Source organism: Bradyrhizobium sp. USDA 3311 (genome assembly GCF_054062495.1).
Window position 1 is genome coordinate 5,411,643 of record NZ_JBSSFI010000001.1, and the last position, 19,005, is coordinate 5,430,647.

General features: G+C 64.9%; 18 protein-coding genes. 15 read left to right on the forward strand and 3 right to left on the reverse strand.

What is annotated here, in order from left to right:
- Positions 1 to 78 precede the first annotated feature (78 nt).
- The 4 genes from ACVWW6_RS25855 to ACVWW6_RS25870 are packed head-to-tail and all read left to right on the forward strand — an operon-like array spanning position 79 to position 7,652.
- Positions 79 to 3,102, forward strand: a complete 3,024-nt coding sequence (locus tag ACVWW6_RS25855) for an ATP-binding protein (RefSeq protein ID WP_244651757.1) — start codon at positions 79 to 81, stop codon at positions 3,100 to 3,102.
- Positions 3,099 to 4,385, forward strand: coding sequence for a cytochrome P450 family protein (locus ACVWW6_RS25860; protein ID WP_182871863.1), 1,287 nt, complete (start codon positions 3,099 to 3,101; stop codon positions 4,383 to 4,385). Before ACVWW6_RS25855 ends, ACVWW6_RS25860 begins: the two co-directional genes overlap by 4 nt.
- A 19-nt stretch (positions 4,386 to 4,404) precedes the next feature.
- Positions 4,405 to 6,216: a hypothetical protein gene (locus tag ACVWW6_RS25865; RefSeq protein ID WP_161534696.1), complete on the forward strand. Its 1,812-nt coding sequence runs from the start codon at positions 4,405 to 4,407 to the stop codon at positions 6,214 to 6,216.
- Positions 6,213 to 7,652 carry a Dyp-type peroxidase gene (locus ACVWW6_RS25870; RefSeq protein ID WP_456681581.1) on the forward strand — a complete coding sequence of 480 codons (1,440 nt, stop codon included), beginning with the start codon at positions 6,213 to 6,215 and terminating at the stop codon, positions 7,650 to 7,652. The genes ACVWW6_RS25865 and ACVWW6_RS25870 overlap by 4 nt, the downstream gene beginning before the upstream one ends.
- 20 nt (positions 7,653 to 7,672) lie before the next feature.
- Here the strand turns inward: ACVWW6_RS25870 and ACVWW6_RS25875 are convergent, their stop codons facing one another.
- From ACVWW6_RS25875 to hemB, 3 genes are all read right to left on the reverse strand, one after another.
- On the reverse strand, positions 7,673 to 8,449 hold the full coding sequence (locus ACVWW6_RS25875; RefSeq protein WP_011087800.1) for an arginyltransferase: 777 nt from the start codon (positions 8,447 to 8,449) through the stop codon (positions 7,673 to 7,675).
- A 119-nt stretch (positions 8,450 to 8,568) separates the two neighbouring features.
- Positions 8,569 to 9,126: an RDD family protein gene (locus ACVWW6_RS25880; protein ID WP_060912472.1), complete on the reverse strand. Its 558-nt coding sequence runs from the start codon at positions 9,124 to 9,126 to the stop codon at positions 8,569 to 8,571.
- Between the two features lie 296 nt (positions 9,127 to 9,422).
- Complete coding sequence (gene hemB, locus ACVWW6_RS25885; protein ID WP_028171629.1) at positions 9,423 to 10,484, reverse strand: porphobilinogen synthase; 1,062 nt, start codon at positions 10,482 to 10,484, stop codon at positions 9,423 to 9,425.
- A 123-nt stretch (positions 10,485 to 10,607) separates the two neighbouring features.
- On the opposite strand from hemB, the gene ACVWW6_RS25890 reads away from it, so the two are divergent.
- From ACVWW6_RS25890 to thiL, 11 genes are all read left to right on the forward strand, one after another.
- Complete coding sequence (locus ACVWW6_RS25890; protein WP_060912471.1) at positions 10,608 to 11,111, forward strand: DUF6163 family protein; 504 nt, start codon at positions 10,608 to 10,610, stop codon at positions 11,109 to 11,111.
- Positions 11,112 to 11,590: 479 nt separating this feature from the next.
- Entirely contained in the window at positions 11,591 to 12,109 is a 519-nt protein-coding gene (gene ldtR / locus ACVWW6_RS25895) for a transcriptional regulator LdtR (protein WP_011087797.1), read from the forward strand.
- A 194-nt stretch (positions 12,110 to 12,303) separates the two neighbouring features.
- Entirely contained in the window at positions 12,304 to 12,540 is a 237-nt protein-coding gene (locus tag ACVWW6_RS25900; protein WP_028171631.1) for a hypothetical protein, read from the forward strand.
- A 37-nt stretch (positions 12,541 to 12,577) separates the two neighbouring features.
- Positions 12,578 to 12,799: a hypothetical protein gene (locus ACVWW6_RS25905; protein WP_011087795.1), complete on the forward strand. Its 222-nt coding sequence runs from the start codon at positions 12,578 to 12,580 to the stop codon at positions 12,797 to 12,799.
- Between the two features lie 266 nt (positions 12,800 to 13,065).
- Complete coding sequence (gene glyA, locus ACVWW6_RS25910; RefSeq protein ID WP_028171632.1) at positions 13,066 to 14,364, forward strand: serine hydroxymethyltransferase; 1,299 nt, start codon at positions 13,066 to 13,068, stop codon at positions 14,362 to 14,364.
- A gap of 15 nt (positions 14,365 to 14,379) precedes the next feature.
- Positions 14,380 to 14,862: a transcriptional regulator NrdR gene (nrdR, locus tag ACVWW6_RS25915; RefSeq protein ID WP_011087793.1), complete on the forward strand. Its 483-nt coding sequence runs from the start codon at positions 14,380 to 14,382 to the stop codon at positions 14,860 to 14,862.
- Entirely contained in the window at positions 14,859 to 16,007 is a 1,149-nt protein-coding gene (ribD, locus tag ACVWW6_RS25920; RefSeq protein ID WP_456681582.1) for a bifunctional diaminohydroxyphosphoribosylaminopyrimidine deaminase/5-amino-6-(5-phosphoribosylamino)uracil reductase RibD, read from the forward strand. Before nrdR ends, ribD begins: the two co-directional genes overlap by 4 nt.
- Before the next feature lies 1 nt (position 16,008).
- On the forward strand, positions 16,009 to 16,617 hold the full coding sequence (locus tag ACVWW6_RS25925) for a riboflavin synthase (protein ID WP_456681583.1): 609 nt from the start codon (positions 16,009 to 16,011) through the stop codon (positions 16,615 to 16,617).
- Positions 16,618 to 16,770: 153 nt separating this feature from the next.
- Positions 16,771 to 17,262, forward strand: a complete 492-nt coding sequence (ribH, locus tag ACVWW6_RS25930; RefSeq protein ID WP_011087790.1) for a 6,7-dimethyl-8-ribityllumazine synthase — start codon at positions 16,771 to 16,773, stop codon at positions 17,260 to 17,262.
- Positions 17,263 to 17,265: 3 nt separating this feature from the next.
- A complete protein-coding gene (gene nusB / locus ACVWW6_RS25935; RefSeq protein ID WP_011087789.1) occupies positions 17,266 to 17,763 on the forward strand; it encodes a transcription antitermination factor NusB in 498 nt (165 codons plus the stop codon).
- Between the two features lie 157 nt (positions 17,764 to 17,920).
- Positions 17,921 to 18,919: a thiamine-phosphate kinase gene (gene thiL / locus ACVWW6_RS25940; protein ID WP_456681584.1), complete on the forward strand. Its 999-nt coding sequence runs from the start codon at positions 17,921 to 17,923 to the stop codon at positions 18,917 to 18,919.
- Positions 18,920 to 19,005: the final 86 nt, after the last annotated feature.

Here is a 19,005-nt window from a genome sequence, read left to right on the forward strand (position 1 = left end):
CGCGTGGTGGAGCCCGGTACCCAGGATCGGGGCGCACAGGTCGTCCAGCTGCGTGATCATCCGCCGTTACGATCAAAGATGCTGACCGAGAATAAGCACGTCAGCGTGCTTTTCGCCGATGTCTGCGACTCGACCGCATTGCTGCAGCATTCCGACCCCGAAGAAGCCCGCAACTACCTCGGCAAGGCGCTGAACCAACTGGCCGAGGCGGTCGAGACCTATGGCGGCACGGTCAGCCAGTTGCTCGGCGATGGGCTCGTCGCCTTGTTCGGTGCGCCCCTGGCGCAGGAGGATCACGCCTTACGTGCGTGCCTTGCCGCCCTCAAGATGCAGAGAGCAACCGTTCCCGGCCATGATGTGCAAGGCGTTGCAAGTCCGACGCTGCGCATCGGCATCAATTCGGGAGAGGTGCTGGTCGGGGTTGTCGGACAATACGATTGGTCGCACTACGGAGCAGATGGCAAGACGATTCACCTTGCGTCCCGGCTCGAAAAGATGGCACCGCCCGGCGGCATTCTGGTCAGTGCCGCGACGCAGCGGCTTGTCGCCCAGCAGATCGAGACGCGGTCGGTAGGGACCCGGCAAATACGGGGATTGGACGAGCCGATCGAACTCCACGAGGTCGTGGTCGAGACCGAAAGTTCGGCAGCGGCGCCGCTGACGCGCAAGCAACGCTGGGCGCCTCTGGTCGGACGCGAAGATTCCTTACGGATTCTGGCAGGGGACCTTGAGGTCGTCCGAAAGGGTGGAATGCGAACGATCGGGCTGTGCGGCGATGCCGGGATCGGAAAGTCCCGCTTGGTTGCCGACTGGACGGCCGCCCTCGCAAGCGAGGGCATGGACGTCTGCGTTTCGCAGGCGAGAGGCTATGCAAGCACGCGCGCCTACAGCGCCGCCGCGGACCTGATCGCGAGCCTGGTTGGGCTGGTGCAAATGAACGTGACGGACGTACGGCAGTCCGCCAGGCAGGCCTTGATCGAGGGATGGCCAGCCGAGGGCGCCGAACATCTCGCGGCGGCCAGCGACCTGTTGGGGCTGGCGGCGCCCGATCAGGCCTGGCTGGCGCTGAACCCGGTACAACGACGGCGCCGCATTGGCGAAGCACTGCTGTGGCTGGTGCGCAGGCGCGCGCGGTCTGGCCCGTTCGTGCTGGTGCTCGAGGACGTTTTCCTGGCCGATCGCGAGAGCCGGAGGTTGTTCGAGGCCTTGCTTCCGAAGCTTCAGGAGCTGCCGGTTCTGGTCTGCGTTAGCTATCGGCCCGATTTCGAGCACCAGTGGCGGCAGGCGCCGTGGTTCGTAGAGCGCATGATCGAGCCTCTACACGACGGCCAGATGCTCAGGCTCGCGCGTGCCCTGCTGGGGGACGATCCATCCGTGCTCGGCGTCATGAACGAGCTGGTCGCCCGCGCCGACGGTAATCCCTTCTTCCTTGAGCAACTGGTCATCACCCTCATCGATGACGGATCGCTCGAGGGAACGCCGGGAGCGTACCGCCTCCAGAGGCCTCTCGGAGAGCTGCGCGTGCCGGGCTCGATCGCCGCGGTCATCGGCGCGCGGACCGACAGGCTGCCCGAGGCCGCCAAGTCTGCGCTCGAGGCTGCGGCCGTTCTTGGCGATCCCATCACGCGCGACCTGATCGCCACGATGCAGGCGGTGGACATCGCGCGCGCCGAAGAATTGCTCGCCCTTTGCGTCGCGTCCGGCCTCCTGTCGTGTCCGGAGCAGACGAGCCTATCGCTCGAGCCGCAGGCGTTCGCGTTCCGCCACGCGCTGGTGCGCGACGTCGTGCTCGGGGTGCTTACGCGCAGCAGGCTCAAGGCGCTGCATCGGCAGGCCTTCCTGGCGCTCCACGCGCAGCCGGGAGCCGCGGATGCCGATGCCGCGCCGGTGTTGGCGCATCATTCCTTCAAAGGCGAGGAATGGGAGCAGGCGGCAAAGTTCGCCATCAAGTCGATGGCACGAGCCATCTCGCATTCGGCCAATCAGGAGGCCCTCCAATTGTTCGAGAAGGGGATCCAGGCTGCACGGCGTGTCGACGGCGCCCCGACTGCGCAAGCCCTGGAGCTTGCGCTTCGTCTGGAAGCCATCGGGGCAATGATGGCCCTTGGGCAGATCGACGACATCTTCAGCAACATGGAAAGGGCTGAAGCCATTGCCGTGCAACTGAACGATCAGCGCGCACGGGCGGCGGTTTCGACCGAGACAGCGGTGTTTCTGTGGATGCGCGGTCGTTTCGAGCAAGGCTTGCGCTACGCCTCGCAGGGCCTGGAAGCGGCCCGCCTTGCACAGCGTCGCCACATGACGATGGCGGCGCATCAGACGCGCCTGATGCATCTGCATGCCCTCGGGCGATACGCGGAAGCGGCCGTCGAAGGCAACGTCCTGCTGTCCGAATACGGCCCGGAACTGTCGGCGCACTACGTTCAGCCCGGATGGGCCGCCATTCCCATCATCAACCTGTATGCGTTTCACGCCAGCACGCTCTGGCGCCTCGGGGACAGCGAAGCCGGTAGCGCCTTCTGCGCCAAGGCCTACGAGATCTTGTCGAACATCGACCACCCATACTCCCGTCTGCTGATCGATACCGTCCAATCGCAGATGTGGATCGAGAACGACGAGCTCGACCGGGCGGAACGCATGATGCGCATGGACCTGCAGCAGTGCCTGACGCACAACGTGCCGACCATGCTTTCCGTTTGCATGGGCGTTCTCGGCAGCGCGCTTGCACGCAACGGCAAGGCTGCCGAAGCGGTGCCCATGCTGGAGAGAGGGTTCGCCGATCGCATCTACGAGGCGGCCGGCCCCTACGGCCGGACGTTCATGCGTGTGAGCCTCGGTGTCGCCTATCGCAAGCTCCGACGGCTGGACGATGCGATCGCGGTCGGACGCAAGGCGGTCGAGCAGGCCGCTGAAGAATACGGGCACCAGACCGAAGCTCTGTACGAGCTCGCTGAAACGTTGCGGCACGCCGGCGATCAGGCCGGGGCCGAAGCGCATTTCAAGCGAGTCGCCCTGGCGGCGGAACGCCTGGGCATGCCCCACTATCAAAGGCGGGCCGCAGCGGCCCTCGCGGATTGGCGGAAGGATGGGCATGCAGCATGAAACTCTCCACTTATGAACCCGACGCCTTGCAGCCGGGAGCACGCAGTCTCTCCTATGGTGTCTTTTGCTGGCTCAACCGCCACATCACCGTCTTGCGTGCGCTCGGCGCACTGCTGCGGCGCTGGCCCTCGGTGGGGGGCTTGTTCGGCATGGTGGCACGCGCCAGTGCCGTCAAGGACGTGCTGACGCGCACGCGCAGCTTTTCCAACACGGCGCATGCGGCCAACATGGTCTCCGGAGACTATCTCATCGGGATGGATCCCGGCCCGACCTATTCGGCCGATCGGGATCTCGTCCATGCGCGGTTGGCGGCTCTGGACGTTCCAGCCGATTCCGATGCCGAGGCACAGCGCCGGATCAAGGACCTGAGCAAGCCCGGAGCGGCCGAATTCGATCTGATCGATGATTACCTGATGTGGGTCGTATTCCACGCCATGAGACCCCTGTTTGGAGATGCGATAGGCGCCGTGGTTGCGGGGTCGGCGACCAACGCTGCGCAAGGCGATGTCGATGAAGGCTTGCAACGACAGTACATGCTTGAGATCCGATACGTCGCGGGGCAGCTGCTGGCCGGCAACCTGGCGACACTCGACCTCCGGCGGCGGGCGGAATCGTGTGGGGATGCGCTACAGGCGCGCATCGATCGCGTCACCGGCCCCATCGGCGCTGCGTGGGGCGTCAAAAGCTCCTCCGAGGACATTGAACGAAACGCGGTAGGCCTTGCCTGGATCTCGCATCCGGTCACCGTCCAGTCGGGAGCCCTTGTCATGCAAGAGCTGCTGGGACGCCAGAAGGTCTATGAACAGCTGCGATCGCGGGCCAGGGCTCTCGGCGAGTCCCGCGTCTGGACCGACCCCGATTTTCGCAAGGCCGTGCGCAACCATGTGCTCGAGCTCATGCGCTTTCGGCCGATTTTTCCGCTGCTGGCGCGCGACGTGCCGCGGGATACGGAAATGGAGACGGGCGCGCGAAGCAACGCTGGATGTCCGGGCGGCGGCAAGGTCTCGCTGTTGTCGATCGCTGCCCTGTTCGATCCCACCGCGGTGCCCCAAAGCGGTCGCTTCTGCCCGAACCGCGATTGGGGCAGCGAAGATGCCTTGCGGTATCTCATGTTCGGCTATGGCTACCGCCAATGTCCCGCCCGGGACTACGCGGTGGATATCCTGACAAGCGCGCTGATCGGCTTGCTCACCTTGCCCCGGCTGCAACTGGCGCGCGGTGAAGGCAAGGCCATTGCTTATGACGGACCGCTGATGTTGTGCATGCGCATGCGTATCACCTGAGCACGCGGAGAAGACAGCCATGCTCGAGATTGTCCGGCAGCAGATGATCTGCATCGTTGCGCCCGGCTGGCCCGGCGGAGGCGGTCTCCCGCAATCACTCCAGGATGCGCTGGACAGCCTCTTGCGCGATGTCGCGGTGGTTCACTTCGCTTCGATCGGGCTCCTGCCGGCGGTGGCCGATGCCGCGGAGCAAAGGCCCTCGCTGATGGTCGAGCTTGCGGTCGAGGAGGGCCTGCGCCCGTACGACCTGCTGTATCGCCTCATCCACCATCCCGGCGGCGCGATGTGGTCGCTGTTCGGCGCCATGGTCGCTCCCGGCGTTGCGGTCCCCACGGCGCAGCACGAGCAGCAATTGCTGGACAAGCTGATGCAGTGGCACAGCATCGCCGATGGCGCCTTCGTCGGCGCCCGCGACCGGTCGGTCCGGCAGATCAAGATGGAGCAGGACCTGCTCGAGCGCACGCGAGCCGAGGCGCGGACGCTGAAATCCAAATACGGCAATGATCGCACCGCGTTCGCGCTGGCGCTGGCGCGATGGGCATACGCAGACCCACGCTTCGAGTGGGCGGCCACGCCTGCACCGCGTTCCTACTGGCGCGGGAAGGGGGCCGGCATCGGCGCGAAGCTCGCCTATCCGGTAGCGGCGATCGTCCTGTGGTTTGTCGCGCTCTGGCTCATCTCGGCACTTCCGCGCGCCTACAATTGGTTCTTCGGCGAACCGGGTCCCATCGTGCAGGCCGTGGAGGACGCCGTCAGCAAGACGAGCAAATGTCTGCTGGCGATAAGTGGACACGGTTTGCTGGCGTTCGCGGTGATTGCATTTCTAGTGTGGCTGTTCCTGGTCCCGCTGCCTGCGCAATTCGTGTCATGGAGGCGGTGGTTGAACAGCGTTCAGCAAGAGCTCGACCGACCGACCGATACGTTCTCATCGCTGTCGACCTATGTCGGTGGCTGGGTCATCGGCGTGCCGCTGCTGCTGGCCATCGCCGCGTGCGCCATAGCCTACACTCTCGCGCCGCTGGCCTATGCGCTCGCTCCGGACTATATGGCGCGTATCGTCGAACCGAAGATACCAAAGCTGACCGGATTGGAGATCATCGGGATCGCCGTCGCTGTGATCGCCGTGGTGCTTTGCATCGGTACGTTGTTTTACTGGCTCAATCGCCGGTTCACGAAGCTGAGCGAGCAGTTCTTCCATCCGCTCGAAGACGACGTTCCGCGTGCCCAGCAGATCCACCCGTCGGTCGAGAGATGCGAGGCGGAGCTGGTCCGCAAGACCCAGCACATGTTCAGCCTTACGGATGTGCGTCGTCCGAACGGGTGGAGCGCGTGGTGCATCCGGACGGCCCTGCGTATCGTGACATTCGCCGGACGGGTGTTTTTCACGCAAGGGTGGCTCGGAAATGCGCCGGGCATCCATTTCGGTCACTGGCACATCATAGACAACGGTCGCCGCTTTCTGTTCTGCTCGAACTATGACGGCAATTTCGGCGGCTATCTCGACGATTTCATCAACGGTGCTTCTACCGGAACCACGCTGGCCTGGCGCTGGACGGAGCTCAGTCCACGCGCGCCGGCGGTGGACGGTCAGCCTGGCATTGCCGCGCCGCGCAGCTTCCCGCCGACGCGCTTTGTCATCTTCCGTGGTGTGAAGTGCGAGCTGAAATTCAAGTCCTACGCGCGCGACAGCATGCTCCCGCACATCTACCATTTCGACGCGTGCAACAGGACGATCGAGCAGATCAATCTTGCGACCGGACTGCGCGACGCCTTGTTCGGCGAGCGCAACGAGAAGAACGACGATCTGATCATGAGGGCCATCGAGACATGAAGCACGCACCGCTTCTCTCCGAGCAAAGCGACGACATCCAGGGCATGCTGAAGAGCGGCTTCGGCTGGCTCAAGAGCAGCCGTTTCTGGTTGCTCACGATCCGCGAAGGCCGCGTGGATCAGGCCCGGGCCTGGCTCGCGAAACTCGTCGACAGCGGTTTGGTCGTCAGCGCCAAGCGTGTCGGGACGGGCAGGAAGAAACCGGAAGAGTCGATCAGCGAGGCCGTGGCGGTCGCCTTCAGTTTTTCAGGGCTCAAGAAGCTCGGCTGTACCGAGGCGGAAACGCATCCGTTTCCGACTGCTTTCAGCAGTGGCATGGGAAGCGCATTGCGTAAAGAGCTGTTGAGGGACGCTGGGCGTGATCAATGGCGCTGGTCGGATGTTGAAGACCCCGACGGCCGCCAAACCGTTCACATCCTCGTTGCGCAATGGTGGGTGCTCGACAAGAAATCGCGAATGGAGGATCCCGATCCGGATGCGTTCATCGTCAGGACCGTTGAAAACAATCCTTGCTCGTTCAAGAGAGAGGAAGATGGCAAACTGCGCGAGCCGTTCGGGTTCCGCGACGGCCTCGCTCAACCCGTGATCCGCGGCCTCAGGGAAGAGGGGGGTGCCGCGCTGAAGCAGGCCAAGCGCGATGCCGGCGACCTCTATGAGGATCGCGTCGTCGAGCCCGGAGAATTCATTCTTGGCTATCGCAACGAATATGACGAACTCACCTACTGTCCCAACGTGAAGGAGTGGCCGCAGTCCAGTGCCCGCTTCACGCTGAACGGAAGCTACCTGGCCGTGCGGCAGATCGCGCAGGATGTCGATGCGTTCGAGCAGTTCAAGACGGCTAATGGCCAGCACATCTGCGAAAAAATGATGGGGCGTCGGATGGACGGCATGCCGCTCGGATGGCAGGGACCTCTGGGGTCGGATTCGGCGGCGGACGCCTTCCGCTATCGAGTCCAGGACGCAAACGGCTTCGTTTGCCCCCAGGGAGCTCATGTCCGCCGGTCCAATCCGCGCGATTCCCTTGGCATCGATGTGCCATCGAGCATCAAATCATCCAAGCTGCACAGGTTGCTCCGCCGTGGACGGCCCTATCGTGAGACGACCGAAAGCGGCACGTCGTGCGATGGCTTGTTCTTTATCGCGTGCAATGCCGATCTCGAGCGCCAGTTCGAGTTCATCCACCAGCGCTGGGTGCAAAACCCCCGGTTCGGGACTCTTGAAGGCCAGGACGATCCTGTCGTGGGTTCGTCGCCTGTCCCGAAGACGTTCACCATTCCGGGATTGCCGAGCGGCAGCGAAGTGACGCTGGCCTCGTTCACGCAGGCGCTCGGAGGCGGTTACTTCTTCTTGCCGGGGATCGCGGCGCTTCAGTTCATCGCCGGAGGTCGCGCCGGTGCAAAGCCTGCCCCGTCGCGTCAGGTTGAAGCGGCCTCCTGAGAGGGAAGACGGCGGAGGGCTTAGTCTTGCGGCTCTGACGCCGCATCCCCTTGCGCGTCGATGCGCAGCCAGCCCGACGGAGCGAGGCGCTGCTGCGGCAGGAAGCGGGCCTTGTAGTCCATCTTCTTCGAGCCCTCGATCCAGTAGCCGAGATAGACATAGGGCAACCCTTGCCGACGGGCGCGGGCGATGTGGTCGAGGATCATGAAGGTTCCCATCGAGCGGCTGACCTGGCTCGGCTCGAAGAAGGAATAGACCATCGACAGGCCGTCGCTGAGCACGTCGGTGAGCGCAACCGCGATCAGCTCCTCGCCGCGGCCGGTGATTCCGCTGTCGGGGCCGCGCTTGCGGTACTCGATGATGCGGGTCTCGACATGGCTGTCCTCAACCATCATGGCGTAGTCGAGCACGGTCATGTCGGCCATGCCGCCGTGGCGGTGGCGGGCGTCGAGATAGGCACGGAATACCGAATATTGCTCGGAGGTCGGGACCGCACTGCGCTGCTCGCCGATGATGTCGGCGTTACGCGCTATCACCTTGCGGAAGTTGCGGGACGGGCGGAACTCGTTGGCGATGACCCGGACCGACACGCAGGCGCGGCACTGGTCGCAGGCGGGCCGATAGGCGATCGACTGGCTGCGGCGGAAGCCGCCATGGGTCAGGAGGTCGTTGAGGTCGCCCGCGCGGTCACCCACGAGGTGCGTGAACACCTTGCGCTCATGCCGGCCCGGCAGATACGGGCAGGGAGAAGGCGCCGTAAGGTAAAATTGGGGGGTGTCGCGCGAGTGCTGGGTCAAGGGACGTCGTGGGCCTCCAAAACGGGTGTCAGCATCGCGCTACGGAAGCCCCCGGTCAATTGGTCTGCTCGGCAGGTCAGATCAGTCAGCTTAGCCGGTCCTGGTTGATAGGTTCTTGATCAGTAGGTTCTGGCGCCCTGCGGCAGGGGTGCGCGGACCGAGTTGTTGATCACGACCGTTCCGAGCACGAAGTCATGCAAAAGGCGCCGGCGGCCGTTGAACAGGCCGACCAGGACCACGAACGGCGACAGGAACGAAACCGTCACCCAGAACAGGACGGCATGGGTGGCGCCGAGCACGAAATAGCCAGGAGCGCCGTACCAGGTGCGCAACTCCAGGTCCATCACCCGCATGCCGATCGTCGCCGACGACGGACCGCCGATGCAGGCGCCGTAATAGACGATGGCCCAGATCACGGAGGCCGGCCAGGCCAGCCAGAACAGCGCCCAGCCGATGCCGAGCGTGACCACGCCGAACAAGGCGATGAAGAGGTAGCCGAGGATGACCGGCACCGAGATCACGACCATGTCGATCAGGAAGGCGAACACCCGCCGCGTCGCGACGCCGCGGAACAGTTCCGGGTGCAGATATGGATCGTAAGCGTGCGGTTGCACCCCGCCGTCATTGCGCCAGGCGCCTGCCTGGGGTCCCGAATTGCCCGAGTCCGAATACGACATGGTCCATCCTCCAGATGGGAAACTTCCGTGGCAGGACATGGGAACAGGCCGTCCGCGTGCCAAGGGCGTCGGGATTAACAAGCCGAAATATTCCGGCGATTCGGGGGCGAGGGGGCGGGAGGAGGGACGGGCTGCAACCGCGAACCCAAGCGTCGTCCTGGCGAAAGCCAGGACCCATTACCCCAGGAAGAGTTTGGCGAAGACCAGAAGTTTGATTCCTTCGCTGGTACGAATACCGCCCGCCATCGATGGATCACGCGGTATGGGTCCTGGCTTTTGCCAGGACGACAATGACCTTACCCCTGCGCCCGCAGCTTCTCCGCCGCCTTCGGGGCAAAGTAGCTCAGCACGCCATCCGCGCCGGCGCGCTTGAAGGCGAGCAGGCTCTCCATCATCGCGCGGTCGCCGTCGAGCCAGCCGTTGCCCGCGGCCGCCGCGATCATCGCGTACTCACCGGACACCTGGTAGGCGAAGGTCGGCATCGCAAAGGTGTCCTTCACGCGGCGGACCACGTCGAGATAGGGCATGCCGGGCTTCACCATCACCATGTCGGCGCCCTCGGAGATGTCGAGCTCGACCTCGCGCAGCGCCTCGTCGGTGTTGGCGCTGTCCATCTGGTAGGTGCGCTTGTCGCCGGTCAGCGTCTTGGCCGAGCCGATGGCGTCCCGGAACGGGCCGTAGAAGGCGGAGGCGTATTTGGCCGCATAGGCCATGATCTGCACGTCGATGAGCCCTGCCTGGTCCAGTCCCTCGCGGATCGCGGCGACGCGGCCGTCCATCATGTCGGACGGCGCGATGATGTCGCAGCCGGCTTCGGCCTGCACCAGGGCCTGGCGCACCAGCACGGCGACCGTCTCGTCGTTCAGGATCGCGCCGTCCGCGATCAGGCCGTCATGGCCGTGGCTGGTGAAGGGATCGAGCGCGACGTCGCAGAGGACGCCGATCTCCGGAAATTCCTTCTTGATCGCGCGTACCGCCTGGCAGACCAGATTATTCGGGTTGCAGGCCTCCGAGCCTTCCTCGTCGCGCAGGGACGGGTCGGTGTAGGGAAACAGCGCGATGCAGGGGATCGTAAGCTTCATCGCGCGCTCGGCCTCGCGCACGGCCTGGTCGACGCTGAGGCGCTCGACGCCCGGCATCGAGGCGATCTGCTCGCGCTTGTTGTTGCCGTCGATCAGGAACAGCGGCCAGATCAGATCGTCGGTGGTGAGCACGTTCTCGCGCACCATCCGCCGGGCCCACTCGGCCTTGCGGTTGCGGCGCGGACGGATGGCCAGATCGAGGGCAGGGGAGGCGGCTGCGCCATCCCGGCGCGAAACCTCGCGCAATTCGATCGGACGCCCGTATTTGATCGCCATCACTCTTCCTCCGGCTGGAATTATTCTTATACCAGCTCGCATGGTTCCCGTCACCGCGGCTTGACCTGCCGCAAGGGATGGCAGCCGATTGATTTTGCGGGGCGAAACAGCCAGAAGGGAGCCATGTCCGAGATCTCCACCCGCGATGCGGCCCGCGACAGCGCCAACGCCAGGGACGCCGCCAGAGACAATGCCAGAGACAATGCAATGTCGGTGGCGGCGATCTCGTCGGAGCGCCCGGAGTCCGACGACAATGTCTGGACGCGCCGGCTCGTGCTGTTCCTGCGGGTGATGGCGGTGCTTTCGATCCTCAAGGGCCTCTATCACTGGGCGCAGGTGACCGGCTTCGTCGGCGGCGAGGACGAGGCGTTCGAGAACCAGTCGATGGCCTGGCAGGCCGCGACCGTCTACTTCGCCGTGATCGAGCTCGTCGCCGCCGTCGGGCTGTGGCTCGCAACGCCCTGGGGCGCGGTGGTGTGGCTGACGACCGTGGTGTCGATGGCGGTGATCGAGCTGATGTTCCCGGGAATCTACGGCGGCAGCCTGGTCGTCGTCGGCGTCGAGGTCTTCATGCTCGCCGCTTATCTGGCGCTCGCCTGGATGGCCGCGCGCGAACGGCCGCCGTAGGGCGGATGCAGGACTCTTGTAGGATGGGTAGAGCGCAGCGAAACCCATCACCGACGTGCGCCCGCATCGATGGGTTTCGCTTCGCTCTACCCATCCTACGATCTGTTCAGCTCCAGGACACGAGGGCAGAGTTCGGCGCGTGGTTGACCGCTGGTTGCCTAAAATTCGAGGTAAGTTTTCGCTAACCTAGCCTGGTCCGCCACAGCTCTTACGCGCGCGTTTCGAAACGGGGCGGGGCTGTTCTGGAATGCGACAACCGGGGCGGACGGAGGGTGAACAGGACCTTGCGAGGGTCAACAGAGGGTTGCGAAAAGCCCTTGTGGCACAGGCTTAATCCGCAATTCACTGTCTTAAATTCATGATCTCTTTATTCTCTTATTTAAGCCGATCTTCAAACGAGCCCCTTAAGTTGCACCTATCAGACGGGACACAAGTTTCGTCGAATAAGTGTCGATAAAAACGACAACAGGGGAAGTGTCATGATGAAAGCCGTCGCAACTGCGGCAGATACCGCAGAGCGCGTCTCCGGCCAGCAGGGTTCGGTGCAGTCGCTCTATCTGGAAGCTTTGACTCTGGTGGAGCGGCTGCATCGCCGGCTCCTCGACGTCATCAAGGACGAGTTCGATCGCCGCGGTCGCGCCGACATCAACTCGGTGCAGGCGCTCCTGCTCTACAACATCGGCGACAAGGAGCTGACCGCGGGCGAGCTGCGCACGCGCGGCTACTATCTCGGCTCCAACGTCTCCTACAATCTGAAGAAGCTCGTCGAGCTCGGCTTCCTCGATCACCAGCGCTCGCGCGTCGATCGCCGCTCGGTGCGCATCCGCCTGACGCCGCAGGGCCAGGAAGTCCGCCGTATCGTCGACTCGCTCTACCAGAAGCACGTCAAGACGGTCGAGCAGGTCGGCGGCATCTCGGGCGAGGAATTCTCGACCCTCAACAAGTCGCTGCACCGTCTCGAGCGGTTCTGGACCGACCAGATCCTGTATCGGCTCTGAGTTTCCAAGGGATGGCCAAGCCGGCCCGCAACAAGACCGGTAAGCCTCCCGAACGTGCCTGACTTCCCCAAGCGCACCGGCCCGGTTTCTCCCGGACCGGTGCGTTTTGTCATTTTGCAGCTGCGAGAAAATTCGCCGATCGGGTGGAACCGGAGCCCGGTATCGCCGTTAGTTCTCTGGATTCGGAGGATGCGATGCTGGTCGGGCGCGGGCTGCAGGTCATGAACGTCCAACTCGTGAGTGATGCCTATGCCATCGCCGCGAATTACCTCCGCCGCTCCGGTGCGATTCCCGACACGCTCGTCACCAACGAACACCTGCTCGAGATCATCATCAAGCTGCTCCAGCACGGCGAATTCAACAAGATCAGGCTCGCCAACAAGGCGATCGCCAGGTTCGAGACGCAGTCCGAGGCCCGCGCGGTTGCCTGATCAAAACTCCCGACATTCCAGAGAACCAGAGGGTGCCATGGACGCTGCCATCGACCGCATCATGCAGACTTATGACCTGCTCGCCAATCGCACGGCGGCGGCCAGCGAGGAGGCACGCGCCAAGGTGACGAACTACCTCAACACGCTGATTGAAGCGGGTGAGAAGGACCCGCACAGGTTGACGGTCTGCGGCCTGACCTATTTGCGCCAGCTCGACGGCAGCGTGGACCCCGTGAAGGCCGGGTATACGGGGCTCTAAGGGGGAGGGGCGGCTCTCATCGGCCGGCAGGACTTTAAGGTCCAAAACGGCCCCTTCAGGCATCATCGGAACGGGGCGGTTCCAGCGAACCGCTCCAGCGTCCGGATCCTTCAATCCCCACCATATCTTGCATAAATATCAGGCCCGACCCGCAACTACTTGGCCGGGGGCGGGCGATGTGGTAGATCGCGCTCGCCGCTTCCGATCGCCACACCAGACCCGCCCGTAGCCCGCCAAAAGGCTGCGGCGGTGGAGATATTCGCAAGATGACCTCAGCCAGAACCGCCTCCGCGCCCGATTCGTTTTTCACCGCCTCGCTCGACCAGGCCGACCCGGAAATCGCAGCCGCCATCAAGGGCGAGCTCGGCCGGCAGCGCCATGAGGTCGAGCTGATCGCCTCCGAGAACATCGTCAGCCGTGCCGTGCTGGAAGCGCAGGGTTCGGTGATGACCAACAAATATGCGGAAGGTTATCCGGGCGCGCGTTACTATGGCGGTTGCGAGTGGGTCGACGTCGCCGAGAACCTCGCGATCGACCGCGCCAAGAAGCTGTTTGGCGCTGGCTTCGCCAACGTCCAGCCGAACTCCGGCAGCCAGATGAACCAGGCGGTGTTCCTGGCGCTGCTCCAGCCCGGCGACACCTTTATGGGCCTCGATCTCGCGGCCGGCGGCCATCTCACCCATGGCTCGCCCGTCAACATGAGCGGCAAGTGGTTCAAGGCCGCGCACTATACCGTGCGCCGCGAGGACCAGATCATCGACATGGACGCGGTCCAGAAGCAGGCCGAGGAGGTCAAGCCCAAGCTGATCGTGGCCGGCGGCTCGGCCTATTCGCGCGCCTGGGACTTCAAGCGCTTCCGCGAGATCGCGGACAGCGTCGGCGCGTATCTGCTGGTCGACATGGCGCACTTCGCCGGCCTCGTCGCCGGCGGCGTGCATGCCTCGCCGGTGCCGTATGCCCACGTCACCACAACGACGACGCACAAGTCGCTGCGCGGTCCGCGCGGCGGCCTGATCCTCTCTAACGACGAGACGCTCGCCAAGAAGCTCAACTCGGCGATCTTCCCGGGCCTGCAGGGCGGCCCCCTGATGCATGTGATCGCGGCGAAGGCGGTCGCCTTCGGCGAGGCGCTGCGTCCGGACTTCAAGGTCTATGCGAAGAACGTCGTCGAGAACGCCAAAGCGCTGGCCGAGGCGATGAAGAGCCACGGGTTCGATATTGTATCCGGCGGTACCGACAACCATCTGATGCTGGTCGACCTCAGGCCGAAGGGCCTGAAGGGCAACGTCTCGGAGAAGGCGCTGGTCCGCGCAGCCATCACCTGCAACAAGAACGGCATTCCCTTCGACCCCGAAAAGCCCTTCGTGACCTCGGGTCTGCGTCTCGGCACCCCGGCGGCTACGACCCGCGGTTTCGGCGTCGCTGAATTCCAGCAGGTCGGCGGCATGATCGCCGAGGTTCTCAACGCGATCGCGCAGTCCGACGACGGCAAGGCGCCGCTGGTGGAAGCCGCGATCAAGGAACGGGTCAAGGCGCTCACCGACCGGTTCCCGATCTATCAGTAAGGCTAGGCCAAGCGGATGCGCTGCCCGAACTGCAACAGTCTCGATACGCAGGTAAAGGACTCGCGTCCGACCGAGGACTCGTCCGTGATCCGCAGGCGGCGCGTGTGTGTCGCCTGCAATTTCCGCTTCACCACCTTCGAGCGCGTGCAGCTGCGCGAGCTCACGGTGATCAAGCGCAACGGCCGCCGTGTGCCGTTCGACCGCGACAAGCTGATGCGCTCGGTGCAGATCTCGCTTCGCAAGCGGCAGGTCGAGCCGGAGCGGGTGGAGAAGATGGTCTCCACCATCGTGCGCGAGCTCGAGACCGGGGGCGAGGCCGAGATCTCCTCCGAGGTGATCGGCGAGACCGTGATGGAGCATCTGCGCACGCTCGACGACGTCGCCTATGTGCGCTTCGCCTCGGTCTACCGCAATTTCCGTGAGGCCAAGGATTTCGCCGACGTGCTCGGCGAGCTCTCCGGTGAGGAGGAAGCGCGGCTCGCCGCGATCCGCAAATGATCTTCCGCATCCTGGAGGATCAGTTCGCGCGGAAGATCCGCGAATCCAAGGACGCCGATCGCCGCTTCATGCAGCTTGCGCTGGCGCTCGGCCGGCGCGGGCAGGGACGGACCTGGCCCAATCCGGCCGTCGGCGCCGTCATCGTGAAAGACGGCGTCATCGTCGGCCGCGGCTGGACGCAGCCCGGCGGACGTCCGCATGGGGAGCCCGAGGCCTTGCGGCGTGCCGGTGAGGCGGCGCGCGGGGCCACGCTCTACGTCACGCTGGAGCCGTGCTCGCATTTCGGCAAATCGCCGCCTTGTGCCGATGCGGTGATTGCGGCCGGCATCAAGCGCGTGGTGGCGGCGATCGAGGATCCCAATCCTGAAGTCGCAGGCCAGGGCCATGCCCGTCTGCGTGCTGCCGGCATCACCGTGGACGTGGGTCACTGCGCGGCGGAGGCTGCGTTCGACCACGCCGGGCATTTCCGCCGCATCCGCGACAGGCGCCCACATGTGATCCTGAAGCTCGCGGTCTCGCCCGACGGCAAGATCGGCGCCGCCGGCGGCAAGCCGGTCGCGATCACGGGCGAAGCTGTGCGCAATCGCGTCCATCTGCTCCGCGCGCAGAGCGATGCCATCCTGGTCGGCATCGGCACGGTGCTGGCGGATGATCCGCTTCTCACCTGCCGCCTGCCGGGCATGGCGGCGCGTTCGCCGGTGCGCGTGGTGCTCGACCAGAGCCTGCGCATGTCCGCGGCGAGCCAGCTCGTGCGCTCCGCGCGCGAGACGCCGCTGTGGGTGGTGGGCTCTGAACTTGCCGAGGCTGCGGCCGCCACGCGGCTTGGAGCAGCCGGCGCGCAGATCATCCGCGTACCGCCGGGAAACGCCTCCGGGCTCGATCTGCCGGCAGTGCTGCATGCGCTGGCCGAGAAGGGCATTTCGCGGCTGATGGTCGAGGGCGGCAGCCGCGTTGCGGCTTCGTTCGTGGCGGCCGATCTCGTCGACGAGATCTGGCTGTTCCGCGGCGCGGAAGAGGTCGGCAGCAGCGGCGTCGATGCGCTCGATGCATTGCCCCTGTCGAAAATCACGCAGTCGCAGGCCTACAAGGTTCATGCTAGCGAGACATTCGACAAGGATACTCTCACCATCTACGAGCGCGCCTAACATGTTCACCGGCATTGTCACCGATCTCGGCGAGATCGTCAGCTTCACGCCAACGGCGCAGGGCCAGTTGCACCGGCTGCGCATCGCCTGCAGCTACGATCAGACCACCATTGCCGATGGCGCCTCGATCGCCTGCAACGGCGTCTGCCTGACGGTCGTCGCTTCAGGTGTCGCGGGCGGCAAGACCTGGTTCGACGTCGATGCGGCCGCCGAGACGCTGGCGCTCACGACGGCAAAGCACTGGAGGGTGGGCACCAGGCTCAATCTCGAACGCGCGCTCAAGATCGGCGACGAGCTCGGCGGCCATATCGTCGCCGGTCACGCCGACGGGATCGCGACCGTCGTCAGCCGCGAGGACCTGCCCGACATGGCGCGGTTCGTGCTCTCCACGACGCGCGAGCTGGCGCGGTTCATCGCCACCAAGGGCTCGATTACGCTCGACGGCGTCTCGCTGACGGTCAATACGGTTGCGGACGTGACCTTTTCGGTGCTGATTATCCCGCACACGCTGACCGTCACGACGATCGGCGGCTGGAAGGCGGGGGCCGAGGTCAATATCGAGGTCGACCTGATGGCCCGCTACGCGGCGCGGCTGACGGAAATGAAGTGACGGCAAAGCCGGTCATTCCGGGGCGGTCCGTAGGACCGAACCCGGAATCTCGAGATTCCGGGTTCGCTTCGCGCCCCGGAATGACAGTTTAAAACTTGGCTTACATGCGTTCGGCGACTACATAGCGCCGACCCCTGTGAAACGGATTGAACGATGGCAGACGCGCGGCGCGCACCCTTGAAGGACCAGACCGACATTTCCGGCGCGCGTGCGCTGATTGTCGAGGCGCGGTTCTATGACGATCTCCAGGATGCGCTACTGGACGGCGCAGTGGCCGAGCTGAAGGCCGCCGGCCTGACGCATGACGTCATCACGGTTCCCGGCGCGCTGGAGATCCCGGCGGCGGTGGCCATTGCGGTCGATGCCGCGGCGGCCAACGGCAAGCCCTATGATGCGGTGATCGCGCTCGGCTGCGTAATCCGCGGCGACACGATCCATTTCGAGATCGTCTCGCAGGAATCCTCCCGAGCGCTGATGGACCTTGCGGTTTCGCGAAAGCTCCCGCTCGGCAACGGCATTCTCACCGTCAACACCGAGGCGCAGGCCTGGGCGCGGGCGCGCGCCAGCGAGCTCAACAAGGGCGGCGATGCCGCGCGCGCTGCGCTTGCGATGCTGCGCATCAAGCGCCGCCTGGCGCGGGCCTGAGCCATGGCCGACAACAACAAGAAGCCGGCGGGGCTTACGGAGAAGAAGGCGAACCGGCGCGGTGCGGCGCGGCTCGCGGCCGTCCAGGCGCTGTACCAGATGGATATCGCCGGCGCCGGCATCAACGACATCTTCGCCGAGTTCGAGAGCCACTGGCTCGGCAACGAGGTCGAGGGCGACACCTACCTGCCGGCCGAAGCCGCGTTCTTCCGTGACGTCGTCTCCGGCGTCGTGCGCGACCAGAAGAAGCTCGACCCCTTGATCGACGAGGCGCTGTCGAAGGGCTGGCCGTTGAAGCGGATCGAGGCGATCCTGCGCGCGGTGCTGCGGGCTGGGGCCTATGAGCTCCAGCATCGCAAGGACGTGCCGGGCCGCGTCGTGGTCTCCGAATATGTCGACGTTGCCAATGCCTTCGTCGATCGCGAGGAGACCGGCATGGTGAATGCGGTGCTCGACCAGATCGGCCGCCAGTTTCGCGGTGACGAGTTCGGGCGAGGGTAAACACATATTCCGCTGTCATCCCCCGCCTTGTGCGCAGTTGCGCACTGGGGCGGGTGATCCAGTACGCCGCGGCAGCGGTTATTGAAATCGGGCGTCTCGGCGTACTGGATCGCCCGGTCAAGCCGGGCGATGACAGTGGAGTTTGGGGCTAGCGCCGATGACCAACGCACCGGAAAACTCCGCCGAAGACTCCCTCATCGCGCGCTATTTCAAGCCGCTGGCGACCGATCCCGGTGCGTTCGGGCTGGTCGACGATGCCGCGGTCCTGTCCTCGTCCGGCGACGACATCGTCGTCACCACCGATGCCGTTATCGAGGGTGTGCACTATCTTGCCACCGACCCACCCGACACCATCGCGCGCAAGGCGCTGCGGGTGAACCTGTCCGATCTCGCCGCCAAGGGCGCCGTGCCGGCCGGCTTCGTGCTGACGCTGGCGCTGCGGAGCAAGGAGGACGCCTGGCTCGGGCCGTTCGCGGATGCGCTGGGCGAGGATGCGAAAACCTTCGCGTGCCCGCTGCTCGGCGGCGACACGGTGTCGACGCCGGGGCCGCAAATGATCTCGATCACCGCCTTCGGCCGCGTGCCACGGGGTCGGATGGTCGGCCGCACCGGGGCGCGGCCAGGCGACCGTATCCTGGTGACGGGCACGATCGGCGATGCCGCGCTCGGACTTGACGTGCTCACGGGCGGCGCTGCGGCTGCGGCGCTCGCGTCCGATCCTGCCGCAAGGGAAGCTCTGGTCTCGCGCTATCGCATTCCGCAGCCACGCAACATGCTGGCGCGTGCGGTGAGGGACCATGCGTCGGCTGCGATGGACGTCTCCGACGGGCTCGCCGGCGACCTGACAAAACTCTGCGCGGCGTCGGGCGTCTCGGCCTCTGTGGACGTGGCGAACGTGCCGCTCTCGGCCGCCGCGGCGGGCCTGATCGTGCGCAACGCCGTTTGCGTCGAGACGCTGCTTGCCGGGGGCGACGATTACGAGGTGCTGTGCACGGTGCCGCCGGCGCAAAGCGATGCGCTGATTGCCGCGGGGCGGGCCGCTGGCGTTGCGGTCACGGCGATCGGCATGATCGTCGCAGGGAGCGCGCGGCCGCGCTTCCTGGACGGCCAGGGCCAGGAATTGGCTTTGAAGCGGCTGTCCTACAGCCACTTCTAGGAATTGCTCCAAATCGCGGCGTCCGGGCGATGGGCTCAGGACTTGGAGCTCAGGACTTGGAGCTCAGGACTTGGAGCTCAGGACTT

Excerpts from the sequence above, each read along its gene's own strand:
- ACVWW6_RS25900 (WP_028171631.1), top strand. The coding sequence starts at position 12,304 with ATGCTGGTCGGGCGCGGGCTGCAGGTCATGAACGTCCAACTCGTGAGT.
- ACVWW6_RS25865 (WP_161534696.1), top strand. The coding sequence starts at position 4,405 with ATGCTCGAGATTGTCCGGCAGCAGATGATCTGCATCGTTGCGCCCGGC.
- ACVWW6_RS25880 (WP_060912472.1), bottom strand. The coding sequence starts at position 9,126 with ATGTCGTATTCGGACTCGGGCAATTCGGGACCCCAGGCAGGCGCCTGG.
- nrdR (WP_011087793.1), top strand. The coding sequence starts at position 14,380 with ATGCGCTGCCCGAACTGCAACAGTCTCGATACGCAGGTAAAGGACTCG.
- ldtR (WP_011087797.1), top strand. The coding sequence starts at position 11,591 with ATGATGAAAGCCGTCGCAACTGCGGCAGATACCGCAGAGCGCGTCTCC.
- ribH (WP_011087790.1), top strand. The coding sequence starts at position 16,771 with ATGGCAGACGCGCGGCGCGCACCCTTGAAGGACCAGACCGACATTTCC.
- ACVWW6_RS25860 (WP_182871863.1), top strand. The coding sequence starts at position 3,099 with ATGAAACTCTCCACTTATGAACCCGACGCCTTGCAGCCGGGAGCACGC.
- ACVWW6_RS25905 (WP_011087795.1), top strand. The coding sequence starts at position 12,578 with ATGGACGCTGCCATCGACCGCATCATGCAGACTTATGACCTGCTCGCC.
- glyA (WP_028171632.1), top strand. The coding sequence starts at position 13,066 with ATGACCTCAGCCAGAACCGCCTCCGCGCCCGATTCGTTTTTCACCGCC.
- ACVWW6_RS25890 (WP_060912471.1), top strand. The coding sequence starts at position 10,608 with ATGTCCGAGATCTCCACCCGCGATGCGGCCCGCGACAGCGCCAACGCC.
- thiL (WP_456681584.1), top strand. The coding sequence starts at position 17,921 with ATGACCAACGCACCGGAAAACTCCGCCGAAGACTCCCTCATCGCGCGC.
- ribD (WP_456681582.1), top strand. The coding sequence starts at position 14,859 with ATGATCTTCCGCATCCTGGAGGATCAGTTCGCGCGGAAGATCCGCGAA.
- ACVWW6_RS25870 (WP_456681581.1), top strand. The coding sequence starts at position 6,213 with ATGAAGCACGCACCGCTTCTCTCCGAGCAAAGCGACGACATCCAGGGC.
- ACVWW6_RS25855 (WP_244651757.1), top strand. The coding sequence starts at position 79 with ATGCTGACCGAGAATAAGCACGTCAGCGTGCTTTTCGCCGATGTCTGC.
- hemB (WP_028171629.1), bottom strand. The coding sequence starts at position 10,484 with ATGGCGATCAAATACGGGCGTCCGATCGAATTGCGCGAGGTTTCGCGC.
- nusB (WP_011087789.1), top strand. The coding sequence starts at position 17,266 with ATGGCCGACAACAACAAGAAGCCGGCGGGGCTTACGGAGAAGAAGGCG.
- ACVWW6_RS25925 (WP_456681583.1), top strand. The coding sequence starts at position 16,009 with ATGTTCACCGGCATTGTCACCGATCTCGGCGAGATCGTCAGCTTCACG.